Annotated in this window: 10 protein-coding genes and 1 tRNA gene; 3 read left to right on the top strand and 8 right to left on the bottom strand. The window is 72.6% G+C overall.

The genetic code is table 11. The features are described 5' to 3' along the window. The first annotated feature begins 67 nt into the window (after nt 1-67). Nucleotides 68-985: a DsbA family protein gene (locus CFRA_RS01320; protein ID WP_415684528.1), complete on the top strand. Its 918-nt coding sequence runs from the start codon at nt 68-70 to the stop codon at nt 983-985. Between the two features lie 36 nt (nt 986-1,021). Here CFRA_RS01320 and CFRA_RS01315 read toward each other — a convergent pair whose 3' ends face one another. From CFRA_RS01315 to CFRA_RS01285, 7 genes are all read right to left on the bottom strand, one after another. Then, nucleotides 1,022-1,960, bottom strand: a complete 939-nt coding sequence (locus CFRA_RS01315; protein WP_075663121.1) for an NAD-dependent epimerase/dehydratase family protein — start codon at nt 1,958-1,960, stop codon at nt 1,022-1,024. Nucleotides 1,961-1,986: 26 nt separating this feature from the next. Next, complete coding sequence (locus CFRA_RS01310; RefSeq protein WP_245797624.1) at nt 1,987-3,369, bottom strand: MFS transporter; 1,383 nt, start codon at nt 3,367-3,369, stop codon at nt 1,987-1,989. A 176-nt stretch (nt 3,370-3,545) separates the two neighbouring features. Beyond that, nucleotides 3,546-4,181 (bottom strand): MBL fold metallo-hydrolase, encoded by a 636-nt coding sequence (locus CFRA_RS01305; protein WP_075663120.1) that lies wholly within the window; start codon nt 4,179-4,181, stop codon nt 3,546-3,548. Continuing rightward, nucleotides 4,181-5,275 carry an S-(hydroxymethyl)mycothiol dehydrogenase gene (locus CFRA_RS01300; RefSeq protein WP_075663119.1) on the bottom strand — a complete coding sequence of 365 codons (1,095 nt, stop codon included), beginning with the start codon at nt 5,273-5,275 and terminating at the stop codon, nt 4,181-4,183. The genes CFRA_RS01305 and CFRA_RS01300 overlap by 1 nt, the downstream gene beginning before the upstream one ends. 204 nt (nt 5,276-5,479) lie before the next feature. Beyond that, complete coding sequence (locus tag CFRA_RS01295; protein WP_083666763.1) at nt 5,480-7,513, bottom strand: glycoside hydrolase family 3 protein; 2,034 nt, start codon at nt 7,511-7,513, stop codon at nt 5,480-5,482. A gap of 232 nt (nt 7,514-7,745) precedes the next feature. Further along, a tRNA-Thr gene (locus CFRA_RS01290) sits at nt 7,746-7,821 on the bottom strand. 164 nt (nt 7,822-7,985) lie between these two features. After that, nucleotides 7,986-9,221 (bottom strand): DNA polymerase III subunit delta', encoded by a 1,236-nt coding sequence (locus CFRA_RS01285; protein ID WP_245797622.1) that lies wholly within the window; start codon nt 9,219-9,221, stop codon nt 7,986-7,988. Nucleotides 9,222-9,372: 151 nt separating this feature from the next. Between CFRA_RS01285 and CFRA_RS01280 the strand changes: the two genes are divergently transcribed. Beyond that, entirely contained in the window at nt 9,373-10,899 is a 1,527-nt protein-coding gene (locus CFRA_RS01280; RefSeq protein WP_075663118.1) for an adenylate/guanylate cyclase domain-containing protein, read from the top strand. Nucleotides 10,900-10,978: 79 nt separating this feature from the next. Then, nucleotides 10,979-11,575, top strand: a complete 597-nt coding sequence (locus CFRA_RS01275) for a methylated-DNA--[protein]-cysteine S-methyltransferase (protein WP_083666761.1) — start codon at nt 10,979-10,981, stop codon at nt 11,573-11,575. A 129-nt stretch (nt 11,576-11,704) separates the two neighbouring features. Here the strand turns inward: CFRA_RS01275 and CFRA_RS01270 are convergent, their stop codons facing one another. After that, nucleotides 11,705-12,817: a hypothetical protein gene (locus CFRA_RS01270; protein WP_075663117.1), complete on the bottom strand. Its 1,113-nt coding sequence runs from the start codon at nt 12,815-12,817 to the stop codon at nt 11,705-11,707. Between the last annotated feature and the right edge of the window lie 40 nt (nt 12,818-12,857).

The raw sequence follows: 12,857 nt of genomic DNA, 5'->3' as shown, positions 1-12,857 counted from the left end.
CCGCCGCCGGCGCGGGGCGCGCCGCCGGCACCAACCGTGCCGGGACCGATGACGAGGAGACCGCTGAGTGACCGACGAGCACACCGACCCCACCGAGCCGCAGCGGACCGACCGGCCGCAGGAGCCGCAGGAGCCGCCGCGGGACGCTGATCCCGCGCGGGACGCCGACGGCGCCCCGCAGCCGGAGGCCACGCCCGCGGATCCGGGGCAGCGCCCGGCCGGCGAGGTCGGCTGGGCCGCCGAGGGTACTGAGGCTGAGGCCCCCGAGCGCGGCCGGCGCAGCTGGCTGGCGCCGGTCCTCGCCGGTGGGCTCGTGCTCGCGGTGGTCGCCGGTCTCGGCGGCTGGGCGCTCGGCCACTGGCAGGGCACCCGCTCGACCGAGCAGGCCCAGGCGGCCCACATCGTGGGCCCGGGCCGCGCCATGCAGGGCTTCGACGACCTGCCGCGGCGCATCGAGAACGACCCCTTCGCCGTGGGCAAGGTCGACGCCCCGGTGGTCATCAGCGAGTTCTCGGACTTCGAGTGCCCCTTCTGCGCGAAGTTCGCCAACGAGACCGAACAGCAGATCCTCGACGAGTACGTCGCCACCGGCAAGGTGCGCATCGAGTGGAACGACATGCCGATCAACGGCGACAAGGCGCACCTGGCCGCCGAGGCCGGCCGCGCGGCCGCCGCGCAGGGTCGCTTCCAGGAGTTCAAGGACGTCCTCTACGAGGCGTCGAAGGACGTCGAGGGCCACCCCGAGAACGACATCGACGACCTGGTCGGCTTCGCCGAGAAGGCCGGCGTGCCGGACATCGAGCGCTTCCGCGGCGAGATCGAGGACGGCACCTACGGCGCCGACGTGGACCGCGCGATGGCCATCGGCACGGTGCTGGGCGTCAACGGCACGCCCACCTTCGTCGTCGGCGAGCAGCCGATGAGCGGCGCGCAGCCCTTCGAGGAGTTCAAGAAGACTATCGACGCGGAGCTCGACAAGAAGTAGTCGGACCCGCCCTTCGTCATACCGGCAGCGAAGACGTCAGTCTTCGCTGCGGAAGTAGTCCACGGTGCGGGCCACGCCCTCGGCGATGTCCACCTCGGGGGTCCAGCCCAGCACCCGCCGCGCCTTGTCCGCCGACAGCGCGGAGCGCGGGACGTCGCCAAGCCGCGCCGGGGCGTACTCGGGGTCGTCGGGTGCGCCGGCGGCCTCGGCGACCAGGGTGTGCAGCCGCCGGTCGGAGGTCTCCACGCCGGTGCCGATGTTGAACCGCTCGCCGTCGCCGGTCTCGCCGGAGGCCAGGTAGAAGGCACGCACGACGTCGCCGACGAAGACGTAGTCGCGGGTGTTGCCGCCGTCGCCGAAGACGCGGGTGGGCTCGCCGTTGAGCAGGCGCTCCGAGAAGATCGCGACCACGCCGGCCTCGCCGTGCGGGTTCTGGCGCGGGCCGTAGACGTTGGCCGGCGCGATGAAGGAACACTGCAGGCCGTAGAGGTTACGGAAGGTCCTCAGGTAGACCTCGCCGGCGTACTTCGAGGCGGCGTAGGGCGAGTGCGGGTCGACCGGCACGGACTCGTCGACCGGGAAGTCCTCGGGCTCGCCGTAGATGGACCCGCCCGAGGAGGTGTGCACGATCCTGCGCACCCCGGCCCTGCGGGCGGCCTCGGCCAGGCGGATCGTCGCCAGGATGTTCAGCTCGGCGTCCGCGACCGGGTCGGCCACCGATTTGCGCACGTCGATCTGGGCGGCCAGGTGGAAGATGACCTCCGGGGCGACCTCGGCGACCAGCGCGTCCAGGTCCACGGAGCGCAGGTCCTCGACCCGGAGCTCGACGTGTCCGCCCGCCAGCGCGGCGGTGAGGTTCTCCCGTCGCCCGCTCGACAGGTCGTCGACGACGGTGACCTCGTGGCCCTCCGCCACGAGCAGATCGACGAGATGGGACCCGATGAAGCCGGCGCCGCCGGTGACGAGAGTTCGCATATCGTCCGATTCTACTTCGGCCGAGCTCAGTTGGGCTCGGACAGGCGGGAGCGTCGCTCACGGGCCGCCCGGCGCGCGGCCGGCACGGCGACCGCCATGCACACGAAGGCCATGAAGATGCCGAAGCCGAGCATGACCGGGTACGGGAAGACCCCGGAGAAGAACGTCAGCAGCGCCGGGAAGAACATGCCGACGTAGGTCGCGCAGTAGAAGAAGCCGGTCAGCCCGCCCAGGTCGTCGGCCGGGGCGATGCGCTGCGTCTGGGCCAGGCCGATGTACATGCCCAGACCGTAGGCGAGGCCGAGGATGACCGAGGAGGTCACCGACAGCGCCGCGGACGGGAAGAGCGTGGTGACCATCGCGATGGTCATGCCGCAGGCGGCCAGCAGCATGCTCAGGAACGGGCCGCGGGCGGCCTGGTCGTCGATGCGGGGGCCGAACTGCTGGATCATGAAGCCGACGCCCATGGTGATCAGCGAGATCATGCCGGCGTAGGCGACCGGGTGGGAGAGCTGGTCGTAGATCTGCGTGGGCAGGATCGTCTGCGAGGTGAACGAGGTGCCGAAGACCCAGGGGGCGCACGGCAGGACGATCAGCAGGAAGCGCTTGTCCGTCAGCGAGGGCACGGCGATGTCGCGCATCAGCGAGCCGCGGGAGTCGCGGCGCTCGCGCGGGCGGCCGTCGGGGCCGAGGCGGTAGGTCTCCGGCACCTTGAACATCAGCGGGTAGACCAGCAGCGTGATCACGATGTGGATCACGTAGATCAGCTGGCCGGGCAGCGCCGCCCACTGGGCGAGCATGCCGCCGGTGAACGGGCCCATCGCCAGGCCCAGGGTGAAGGACATCGAGAAGCGCTTGGCGCCGGAGGAGGAGGCCGACTTCGGGTCGAAGGGCGCGCCCGAGAGCTCCTTGACCCAGGCGCCGCCGGCGGTCATCGCCAGGCCGAGTGCCACGCCGGCGACGAAGCGGCCGCAGGCCATGAGGACCTCGACGTGCTCGCCGGTGGCGATGAGCAGGCTGCCGACGATCGCGAGCGCCGGCGCGGGCAGCATGATCGGCCGGCGGCCGTAGTGGTCGGTCAGGGCGCCGCCGATGAGCAGCGCGCCGCCGACGCCGACGGCGTAGATGGCCAGCATCGAGTCGACGAAGAGGTCGGCGAACTCGCCGCGGCCGCGGTAGAAGACCAGCATCGAGGTGAACTGGTTGCCGCCCCAGGCGACGGTGAAGACGTTGAGCACCACCAGGAACCACAGCTTCGGGTTCGGCGACACCGCGGGGGTGCGGCCCGCACCCGGGCCCGTGGCGCCCGCGTCGCCGGGGGCGCCCGCGGGGGCCGTGGAAGCAGCGGAGGCCGCGGGTCCCCGGGAACCCGCGGCCGTGGTCTCGCCGTCGGTGCTGCGCTTCATCATGCGCGCAACGCTACTCCGCTGTGTCCGAGGACACAGAATTTTCCGTACGTGACTGTGATTTCCCCACCCCCGGAAAGGTGGCCCGGGGTGGCCCGGGTCCCGAGACTTCTGGCCCTGGGCCAGGCCCCCGAGACCGGGGCCCGGGTTCCTCCGGGCGCACCGGAGCTCACCGGGACTCAGTAGCCCCGGCGGATCCACTCCTCGAGGTGCGGGGCCTCCGAGCCGACGGTGGTGTGGTCGCCGTGGCCGGTGCGCACGGTCGTCTCCGCCGGCAGGTCCAGGATCGAGGTCTTCAGCGACTCGATGATGGTGTCGAAGGAGCTGTAGGACCGGCCCGTGGCGCCGGGGCCGCCCTGGAAGAGCGTGTCACCGGAGAAGAGCTCGTCCGCCTCGGGCAGGTACAGGCAGCAGGAGCCGGGCGAGTGGCCGGGCGTGTTGAGCACCCGCATCTCGGTGCCGGCGACGTCGAAGACCTGGTCGTCGGCGAGGTCCCGGTGGGCGACGCCGGGCAGCGTCTCGTCCCAGAGCATCTGGTCGCCGGGGTGCACCCACACCGGCGCGTCGATCTTCTCGAGCAGCGCGGGCAGCGCGTTGATGTGGTCGTTGTGCGCGTGGGTGCAGATGATGCCGCGGACCTCGCGGCCGTCGACGGCGTCGAGGATCGGGGCGGCGTCGTGCGCGGCGTCGATGATGTAGACCTCGTGGTCGTCACCGACGAGCCAGATGTTGTTGTCCACCTCCCACTCGCCGCCGTCGAGCTTGAAGGTGCCGGAGGTCACGGCGTGGTCGATGCGCAGATCGGGGTGTGCCATCAGAGGACCACCACCGAACGCAGCACGTCGCCGGCCTTCATCGTCTCGAAGGCCTGCTCGACCTCGTCGAGGCCGATGCGCTCGGAGACGAACTTGTCCAGCGGGAAGCGGCCCTGCAGGTGCAGGTCGACGAAGGCCGGGAAGTCACGCTCCGGCAGGCAGTCGCCGTACCAGGCCGGGCGCAGCGAGCCGCCGCGCGAGTAGAAGTCGATGGCCGGGACCTCGATCTTGTCGGTCAGGTTCGGCACGCCGACCATGACCATGCGGCCGGCGTGGTCGCGGGAGTAGAAGGCCTGGCGCCAGGTCGGCATGATGCCCACCGCGTCGATGGTCACGTCCGCGCCGAAGCCGTCGGTGATCTCGCGGACGGCGTCGATGACCTCCTGCTCGCTCAGGTCCGAGGAGTCGATGGTGTGGGTCGCGCCGAACTCGCGGGCGCGGTCCAGCTTCCGGGCGTCGATGTCGACGGCGATGATCGTCGAGGCGTTGTTGAGCTCGGCTCCGGCGAGCGCGGCCATGCCGACGCCGCCCAGACCGAAGACGGCGACGGACTCGCCGCGGCGCACCTCGGCGGTGTTGACGGCGGCGCCGAGGCCGGCCATCACACCGCAGCCGAGCAGCCCGGCGGCGGCCGGGTCCTCGTCGGGGTTGACCTTGGTGCACTGGCCCTCGTGGACCAGCGTCTTCTCCGCGAAGGAGCCGATGCCCAGCGCCGGGGTGAGCTCGGTGCCGTCGGTCAGCGTCATCTTCTGCGAGGCGTTGAAGGTGGCGAAGCAGTACTGCGGCTCGCCGCGGCGGCAGGCGCGGCACTCGCCGCAGACCGCGCGCCAGTTCAGGACGACGAAGTCGCCCTCGGCGACGTGGGTGACCTCGGAGCCGACCTGCTCGACGCGGCCGGCGGCCTCGTGGCCCAGGAGGAACGGGAAGGCGTCCTCGATGTCGCCGTCGCGGTAGGCGAGGTCGGTGTGGCACACCCCGCAGGCCTCGATCTTGACGACGACGTCGTTCGGGCCCGGGTCGGGGATGACGACGTCTACCTGTTCAACCTCCGCGCCCTTCGCGCGGGCGATGACTCCGGTGACGGTCTGGCTCATGCGTGGCTCCTGTCGGTCGGGTGCTTGGTGCCCCGACCCTACCGACGGTGCGCGACGTTTCGCCTGCTGAAAACCGTTTTCAGGCCCCACGGCTCAGCGGCGCGGGACCCGTCCCCGCCGTTCCGGGGCGCCGGTTCGGCGGGCCCGGTTCCGGCCGTTCCGGGCCGCGGCTTCGGCGGGCCCGGTTCCGGCCGCCCGTCCGCGCTAGAGGCGGCGGCCGTAGCCGAGGGTGTAGGCCACGCCGTCGCGGTCGTGGTAGACGTAGCCGTTGTCCAGCTCGCAGCCGGGCGCGTCGCGCGGGGCGTCCTGCACGGCCTTCTCCGAGGCGGGCAGCACCATCGGCAGCACGCCGGCCGGGCCGCCGTCCTCGCCGGCCAGGGAGCGCAGCAGGTTCTCCGGGGTGACGCCGAAGGTGGCCACGAGCGCACGGGCGCCCGGCTCGATCTCGCGGAGCAGCCACGGGTTGCTCATCTCGACGGCGAGCACCGTCGGCAGCACGCGCTCGATCTGCTGGATCTGCTCGACGTCGACGCCCGCGGCGCGCGGGTCCAGGCTGAGTTCGAAGCCCTCCTGGTCGTCCTCGAAGAGGCGGATCTCCGGGCGCGCCCACACGATCGCGAGGTCGGCGTCCTCGACCTTGTCGGTCACCCGGGCGTGCGGCCAGACCTCGCCGACGGCCTTCGCCAGGCGCTGCTCCACCTTGCCCGGGTCGACCCGGCCGGTGACCTTGACGTAGACCATCGGCGAGGACTCCAGGTCCAGCGGCAGCAGGAACTTGTCCGAGCGCAGCAGGGTCACCGACCGACGCTGCGTCCTCGCGCCGAGCTTGGCGACCTCGGTGCCGCCGACCTCGCGCCCGGCGACGTCCTCGTCGACGTAGGGGTTCTCGAAGAGACCCAGCTCCACCATCTCGGCGGCCAGGCGGGTCACCGAGGCGTCCAGCGCGGACTCGTCGAGGTGGCCCTCCTTGACCGCGGCGATCAGCTGGGTCGGGTCGGCCATGTCGGAGAAGATGTCGGTGCCGGCCCGGACGGCGGCGGCGAAGCGCTCCGGCTCGCTGAGGTCCTCGACGCCCCACGGCATCGCGTCGATGACGCCGGAGTCGGAGTTGACGTAGCCGTCGAAGCCGAGGCGGCCGCGCAGCAGCCCCTTGATGACCGGGGCGTTGTAGGCGAAGGCGACCTCCTCGAACTGGCCGTCCGCACCCTGCAGCTCCGCCGGCAGCTGGCGCGCGGAGGTGTTCACGGGCCTGGCGTAGTACGGCATGATCGACGAGACCCCGGCGCGCACGGCCGCCTCGAACGGCGGCAGGTGGTACTTCTCCAGGGCGCCGTCGGTCGGGTACTCGTTGGACTGGCCCCAGGAGAAGTGCGGGTCGTGGCCGTCGGTGCGCACGCCGCCGCCCGGGAAGTGCTTGACGGTGGTGGCCACCGAGCCGGCGCCGAGACTCTCGCCCTGCATGCCGCGCACGACCGCCTCGACGTAGCGGGAGACCATGTCGACGTCCTCGCCGAAGGTGCCGCTGAAGCGCGACCAGCGCGGCTCCGTGGGCAGGTCGGCCATGTAGCCGTAGATCTTGTGGATGCCGGCCGCGCGCCACTCGCGGGCGATGCGGCGGCCGAACTCCTCGACCAGCTCCGGGTCGCGCAGGGCGGCCAGGCCGAGCTCGCCGGGCCACTCGGAGAAGACGCCGGCGGACTCGTTGACGCCGAACTGGGCGACGAGCGCGACGTGGTTGCGCGGGTTGGAGGCGAAGACCGCGGGCACGCCCAGGCGGGTCTTCTCGGCGGCCTCCTGCACGGCGTTGGTCCAGTGGGCCAGGTCGCGGGCCGGCGGGTTGTCGCGGACGATGAAGAAGTGCTGGAAGCGCTCGTTGAGCGCCTTGTCGGTCGCCGAGGTCACCAGCACCGGGCGCGGGTAGGGCTGGCCGGTGATCGGGTTGTTCTCGCGCCAGACGTCGCGCGGGTTGAGCAGCGTGTTCTCGTCGGGCTCGGGAAGGAAGGCGGAATAGCCCGGGTAGTGCGAGCCGATGATCATCATCCCGGCCTTCTCCTCGAGCGTCATCCGGGAGACCAGGTCCGCGGCGCGCTCGGCGGGGCTCAGGCGCCAGTCCTCGTAGGGCTCGAGGGTGCCGTTGCCGTTGAGGTCGCGGAACTTCAGGCCGTCGACCTCGATCACCGCATCGGCACGGGTGCCGATCTCGGGCTGGCCGTGGTTGTCGTGCTGGATCTCGGACATGTCTGGGACAAACCTCCTGATTCTCCGGGCGACCGACTGGCGCTCCGCTCTTAATCACCCCAGGATACGTTGCATAACCCCATGAACCATATGACATATCTCACTGACTGGGACACATCACCCCTCCCCCACGCGACGCTCCGGCGCCCCCGGACGCCCCCGTCAGACCCCGGACAGACCCCGGCAGCACGAAGCCCCTCCCGGCGGGAAACCGCTCGGGAGGGGCCTTTGATGGAGCCGCCTGCGAGAATCGAACTCGCGACCTATTCATTACGAGTGAATCGCTCTACCGACTGAGCTAAGGCGGCGCGTGCACGCGTTCGCGCCCCGTCGAGGGTGCGATGGCACGGTTGCACAGCCTAGCGCAGACGCGCCCGGGAACGAAAACGCCGGGGCACCGGCCCCGGGGCGGCACGTGGGCGCCGCTCGGGGCGCGTCACCCGGGCACGCCGCCCGCGCTCCGCCGCCCCCCTCAGCGCACCCCGTGGGCCATGCGCAGCCTGCCCAGCAGACCGTCGAGGGCGATCTGCGGCGACACGTTCTGCTTGATGTGCTCGCGGCACCGCCCGATCGCCTCGAGGCAGTCCGCCAGGCCCGCGGCCCCGACCTGTTCGGCGACCTCGCCGGCCAGCTCGGCGAAGTCGGGGTGCACCGGCTCGCCCGGGGCGTCGACGGCCCGCAGGAAGGCGTCGCGGTAGAGCCCGGAGAGGTCGATCAGGCACAGGTCGATCAGGTCCCGGTGGATGCGCTGGTGGCGCCTCTTCTGCTCGTCCTCGAGACTCTTGACCGCCCGCTCGGCCTCCCGGGCGATCTTGGCCACGCCCTTACCGCGCCCGCCGGCGCCGAAGGAGCGCCGCAGCGCCTCGGCCTCCTCGGCCTCCTCCTCGGCGTGCAGCTCGTTGGCTTCCTTCTTTGTCGCCGCGACGAGGGCGCTGACCTCGCGGAAGGCGACGTCACCGTGGTTGACCAGCTCCGCCAGGCGCAGCACCCGGGCGCGTCGGCGCTGCATGCCCTCGTCGGTGACCAGCAGGCGCGCCCGCCCGATGTGCCGCAGGGAGGCCTGGGCCGCCAGCGCCGCGTCGTGCTCCGTGGCACCCTCCTCGCGCACGAGCAGGCGCACGATGCGCTCCACCGACGGCGGCGGGACGTAGATGTGCCGGCAGCGCGAGCGCAGCGTCACCGAGAAGTCCTGCGGGTCGACCGACGGCGCGCAGAAGAGCACCACCGACTGCTTCGAGGGCTCCTCGACGGTCTTGAGCAGCGCGTCGGCGGCCTTGCCGGTGAGCCGGTCGGCGTTGTCGACGATGACCACGCGCCACCGCCCCACCGTGGGCAGCTGGATGACCGCGGGCACGATGTCGTCGCGCACGGTGTTCACCTGGATGGCGTAGTTGCGGGTGCTGAACTCCTTGACGTCGGTGTGCGAGCCGTTCATCACGGCCCGGCACGCCTCGCAGCGCCCGCAGCCCGGGGTCTCCGGGTCGGTGCACTCCAGGCCCGCGGCGAAGGCGCGGGCGACCTGCATGCGCCCGGAGCCGGGGCCGCCGGTGATCACCCAGGAGTGCGTCATCGCCGAGCGCTCCCCCGCCCCGACGGCCTCCTCCCGGAAGCCGGAGGCGGCGCGGGCTCGCGCCGCAGCCACGGCGGCGTGCACGACCTCCCGGACACGCGGGGCGTCGGAAAGCGCCTCCTCGACCAAGTTCGTCACAACCGCCCACCCTAGTGCACGCCGGACCCCCGTCCCGCCCGTCCGGTGCCGCACGCGGCCGGGGCGCCGCCCGCCCGGGACGCCCCGTCCGGGGCGGTGTCTCCCCCGCACCCGGCACACCCGGCGGGCGGGGCCGATAGAGTGGGAGACCATGAGACGACTGCTGCGCGCGCTGCGCTGGGTGTTGACCACCTCGTGGCCGCTGTACGCGGCACTCGTGCTCGGCGCGAACGTGCTCGGCGCGGCCGCGATCATGCTGTTCATCCGCTTCATGATCCCGATGCCGGAGATCGCCGAGTTCGACACCGACATCTCGGACCTGCCCGCCGTCGGCGTCGCCTACGTCATCTTCGCGATCGTCGTCGGTGTGGTGGTCACGCTCCTGATGTTCCGCCCCGTCCTCGAGTGGCAGCGCGACCCCGACGGCCACGACCCGAACATGGTGCGCACGCTGGTGCTGCGCCTGCCCGTCTACCAGGCGGGGGTGTGCGCGATCGTCTGGGCGATCGGCATCGTCCTCGCCGTCTCCGTCGCCGCCACCAGCTCGGGGCGCCTGGCGGTGGTCATCGGCGTGGCCACGCTGCTCGCCGGCGCCGTCGTGGTGCTGCTGACCTACCTGTGCGCCGAGCGCATGGTGCGCCCCGTCGCGGCGATGGCGCTGTCGCGCCGCTTCGAGGACTCGACCCTGGAGCCGCCGATCAAGCAGCGGCTGCGCATGACGTGGCTGCTGACCTCGGCGGTGCCCTCGGTCGGCGTGCTGCTGCTGATCCTCGGCCAGGAGGCCGGGTACTTCACCGACAACGCCGCCGACATCATCCCGGCCACCCTGTGGCTGATCCTGGCGGCGCTGGTGACCGGGTTCTTCGGCACCACGCTGTCGATCATGAGCGTCGTCGACCCGATCCAGGAGCTGCAGCAGGCGATCAACCGCGTGCGCCGCGGCGACTCGGAGACGCAGGTCGACATCTACGACGGCTCCGAGATCGGCGTGCTGCAGGCCGGCTTCAACGAGATGATGCGCGGGCTGCGCGAGCGCGAGCGGGTGCGCGACATCTTCGGCCGCTACGTCGGCGTCGAGGTCGCCCGCCGCGCCCTCGAGGAACGCCCCACCCTCGGCGGCGAGGACCGCAAGGTCGCCGTGCTGTTCATCGACGTCATCGGCTCGACCGCCTTCGCCGTCAGCCACACCCCGGAGGAGGTCGTCGCCGAGCTCAACCGGTTCTTCGAGCACGTCGTGGAGACCGTGCACCGCAACCGCGGCATCATCAACAAGTTCCAGGGCGACGCCGCGCTGGCCGTCTTCGGCGCCCCGCTCGCACTCACGGACGCCAACTCGATGGCGCTGACCGCCGCGCGCGAGCTGCGCGAGGAGCTCAAGGGCCTGCAGCTGCAGGCGGGCATCGGCGTGGCCGCCGGGCACGTCGTCGCCGGGCACATCGGCGGCGCGGACCGCTTCGAGTACACCGTCATCGGCGACGCGGTGAACCAGGCCGCGCGCCTGACCGAGCTGGCCAAGGACACCCCCGGCCGGGTGCTCACCAACGCCGCCACCCTGCGCGGCGCCAACGAGGCCGAGCGCGCCCGCTGGACGATGATGAAGTCCATCGAGCTGCGCGGCCGCCACGAGATGACGCAGCTGGCGCGCCCGATCCGCCAGACACTCGCCGACCGTTCCTGACGCTTTCCGACGCCGCGTCGCGCGACGTTTTCGCCGACCTCACCGAGCGAGCGAAAAACGGCTGTCTTAGGCTCGGGGTATGTCGAGTCTCGCCATCGGAACCCCTGTCGGTACCTTGACGATCGTCGTCGAAAACGGCCTGCTCACCGCCGTGAAGTTCGGCGCTGACCAGGAGACCCCCGTCATCGGCACCGTGCCCACGACCGGCGAGGTCGCCACCGCCCTCGACACCGAGCGCACCGGTGACCTCGACGACCTGGACGCCTACGCCTCCGGGGTGGTCACCGCCGTCGCCGAGCTGGGGTACGAGCCCGAGGACACGGCCGCCCTGATCAACACCGCCGTGCAGTTCGGCGACTACTTCGCCGGCCTGCGCCGCGTGTTCTCCCTGCCGGTCGCCTACGCCCGCGGCGAGCGGGTCCGCGACCGCGCCCAGCGCCGGCTCTCGCTGATCGGCTACGGCAAGACGGCCACCTACGGCGAGATCGCCGAGGCCATCGGGAACCCGAAGGCCGCCCGCGCGGTGGGCAGCGCCTGCGCGAAGAACCCCCTGCCGATCGTGGTGCCCTGCCACCGGGTGCTGCCCTCGGGCGGCTCGGTGGACGGCAACATCGGCGGCTACGCCGGCGGGCCGGACACCAAGCGCGCGCTGCTGCGCCTCGAGCGCATGCGCTGAGGCGGCGGTTCAACCCGGCGGCGTCGCGGCCGGCGTGACGGCGCTCCGGCGGCGGCGCGCAGTGTGACGACGGTCCAGCGCCGCCAGCCTGACGGCGCTCCCGCGCCGCCGCCGGTGAGGTCTGGGCCCCTAGCGCCGTTCGAGTCCGGACACCATGAGCAGGTGCGCGAAGATGTGCGCCTCGCGGGACAGCGCGTCGACGACGCGCGCGCCGAAGCCGCTGCCCGAGGCAGCCCCGAACGCTCCGCGCAGCAGCTGCACGGCCTGCACGCCGAGCAGCAGGTTGCCCGCGTGCCCCAGGCCCATCGCGGCCACCGCCGACGGCGAGTCCAGGCCCACACCGGCGCGGGTCACGCTGCGCAGCGCGCTGCGCCCGGACCCCTGGGCGTCGACCAGGCGGCGGTCGTTGGCCAGGGCCGCGGTCAGCGCGACCGCGGGCCCGGCCACCACGGTCGGGGCCACCAGGACCGGAACCTTCACCGCGGCCAGGCCGACGCCGGCCGCACAGGCCGCGCCGTAGCCGAGCGCGCGCGGCGCGCTCAGCCGCGCACCGCGGCGGAAGAGCAGCCAGGAGTAGATCGCGTGCTGGCCGGCCAGGGCGAGCGCCCCGGCCACCGGGCGCGCCGCCGGGCCGTCGGCCTTGCCGGGCTCGCCCGGCTTCTTGTCGGCCTGCTCGGAGGCCTTGTTGACCTTGGCCGCCGGGTCGTGCGGCTGCTCCTCGGGCAGCCGGCGGGTCTGCTGGGCGTCGGCGAAGGCGCCGAGCAGCAGGGCCCCGGCCAGCGGGCCGCGCGGGGCGGCGGCCTGCGCCGGGGGCTCCGCGTCAGCGGCGCCTGCGCTGGCGGCGCCAGCGGTACGCCCGTCGGAGAGCACCGCGGCGGCCAGCACCGACTGCGCCACCGGCGCGAGCACCCGGGTCGTGCGCCGCAGGCCGAACAGACGGGTCCAGCCGGACGCCTCGCCGAGGGCGATCGCGCCCAGGCGCGTCGGGTCGACGACCGCGCGGCCCAGTGCCTGGCCCAGGGCGGCCACGCCCTCGGCGGTGCGCCCCACCGCGTCGTCGGTGGCGTCGGCGGCACGCCGGCCGTTCTCGTGGCCGGCCACGGCGGCGACGGCGTCGCCCACGACGCCGCCGGCGGTGTGCGCGGCGTCGGCGATCGAACGCGCGCCGGAACCCAACGCGCCCTCGATGGTGCGCGCGGCGTCGGCAAGCGAGGCGCGCCAGGCGGAGGTGTTGAAGGACATGGGCGAAACTCCTGTTCGTGCGGGCCGGGCCCGCACGAAC

This window comes from Corynebacterium frankenforstense DSM 45800 (assembly GCF_001941485.1).
GTDB classification, from domain to species: domain Bacteria; phylum Actinomycetota; class Actinomycetes; order Mycobacteriales; family Mycobacteriaceae; genus Corynebacterium; species Corynebacterium frankenforstense.
This window is presented reverse-complemented; position numbering and strand designations above follow the sequence as displayed.

Excerpts from the sequence above, each read along its gene's own strand:
- CFRA_RS01315 (WP_075663121.1), bottom strand. The coding sequence starts at position 1,960 with ATGCGAACTCTCGTCACCGGCGGCGCCGGCTTCATCGGGTCCCATCTC.
- CFRA_RS01310 (WP_245797624.1), bottom strand. The coding sequence starts at position 3,369 with ATGATGAAGCGCAGCACCGACGGCGAGACCACGGCCGCGGGTTCCCGG.
- CFRA_RS01305 (WP_075663120.1), bottom strand. The coding sequence starts at position 4,181 with ATGGCACACCCCGATCTGCGCATCGACCACGCCGTGACCTCCGGCACC.
- CFRA_RS01300 (WP_075663119.1), bottom strand. The coding sequence starts at position 5,275 with ATGAGCCAGACCGTCACCGGAGTCATCGCCCGCGCGAAGGGCGCGGAG.
- CFRA_RS01295 (WP_083666763.1), bottom strand. The coding sequence starts at position 7,513 with ATGTCCGAGATCCAGCACGACAACCACGGCCAGCCCGAGATCGGCACC.
- CFRA_RS01280 (WP_075663118.1), top strand. The coding sequence starts at position 9,373 with ATGAGACGACTGCTGCGCGCGCTGCGCTGGGTGTTGACCACCTCGTGG.
- CFRA_RS01275 (WP_083666761.1), top strand. The coding sequence starts at position 10,979 with ATGTCGAGTCTCGCCATCGGAACCCCTGTCGGTACCTTGACGATCGTC.
- CFRA_RS01270 (WP_075663117.1), bottom strand. The coding sequence starts at position 12,817 with ATGTCCTTCAACACCTCCGCCTGGCGCGCCTCGCTTGCCGACGCCGCG.